Raw genomic sequence first — 1,247 nt, 5'->3', positions numbered from 1 at the left:
CCATTGTCGGCGAGCCCGAAGGCAAAACGCTGGTCTTCTTCGACCCACTTAGCCCAAATGTTCATAACCCGCCCTCAATAGCCGATAGCAATCCAGCGGATGTACGCTGTGCCGGTGAAAGATGAAGTGTTGATGATGTCCTCACGCCGTGACAGGAAGCCCGTCGCTGTGAGGGAGCGCAGTTGTGAAGCAACCGTAGACTGGGTTGTTGCGCCATCATGCGCGAAGCTACTGACGCACGCGGGAATGATGTTAAACCCCAATGGGAACGTTACTACTGTTTCTGTGTCCGCCACGTTCGCGACATGAACCCCCCATTGAATCATCAGCCCGCCAAGCCACTGGGGTAACACGATTGCGTTGTTTGCCCCACCACCGCCTTTGATGAAGGTGAATCCAAAGCGCATCTTGAAGGGCGTCACGACGTTGGTATCTGTGCTGCCGGTTTCGACCTCTTCCTGGCTTGCCACAGCACCGGTTAGTAGCGGCAGGCCGTTCCATTTCAGCTTGCCTATAGAGTCCATCACCAGCTTGCCCGCAACTTGCCCCAGCCAGTGGAAGCCTATTCCAGGCGCGTAGATTTCTCTGGTATCGGCGGGGCCCGATTCCAGCGCTTCACGAACAATAAGCGCGCTAGACGCGTAAGTAGAACCGGTAAGCGGCGCTGCCAACGCCGGTTGCTGTCGGCTTACGCTGCCAACCGCCAAAGCCTTGTCCTTGTCGGCTTTGTTTGCCAGCGCGTTATTCACCTCCGTCTTGGTGAAAGCATCGGCGATTCCATAGCCTCCAAGCGTTGTCGCCTTGGTTGCCTTGGCGGCAAGAGCGTTCATTACGGTGGTGGAGAAGTTCGGATCATTACCAAGCGCTGTAGCCAGCTCATTCAGGGTGTCGAGCGTTGCTGGCGAGGATGCCACCAATGCCGCAATCGCGGATTGAATGGCTGCTGTTGTCTCGATTTTCGTGAATGCATCGTTGATGCCATACCCGGCCAGCGTAATCGCCCAATTAGCCTTGGCGGATATCAGACCGTCCACTTGGGTTCGGGTATAGCCTGTAGTCATGGTGATGAAACTGGACGGGTCAAAATGTCCGCTATGCCACAGCGTACGAACATTGCCCCACTTTCCGGAGGACTTGGCCGAGCGGACGAGAATAGCGGGCTCGTCGCCCGAGTATTTGAAACCCAGCTGTGCCGAGTAATCGTCAGTGATATAGGGGAAGTTCAGCACAGACACATAGTTGCCGAA

1 pseudogene is annotated in these 1,247 nt (G+C 55.8%); it reads right to left on the bottom strand.

Annotated elements, in window-relative coordinates:
* Positions 1–74 precede the first annotated feature (74 nt).
* A pseudogene (locus tag HBR93_RS27110) lies at positions 75–1,247 on the bottom strand (hypothetical protein); the annotation flags it as partial.

This window comes from Pseudomonas sp. WS 5411 (assembly GCF_012985595.1).
In the GTDB taxonomy this organism is placed as follows: domain Bacteria; phylum Pseudomonadota; class Gammaproteobacteria; order Pseudomonadales; family Pseudomonadaceae; genus Aquipseudomonas; species Aquipseudomonas shahriarae.
The sequence above is the reverse complement of the archived record's forward strand: the minus strand, read 5'-3'. Positions and strand labels throughout refer to the sequence as shown.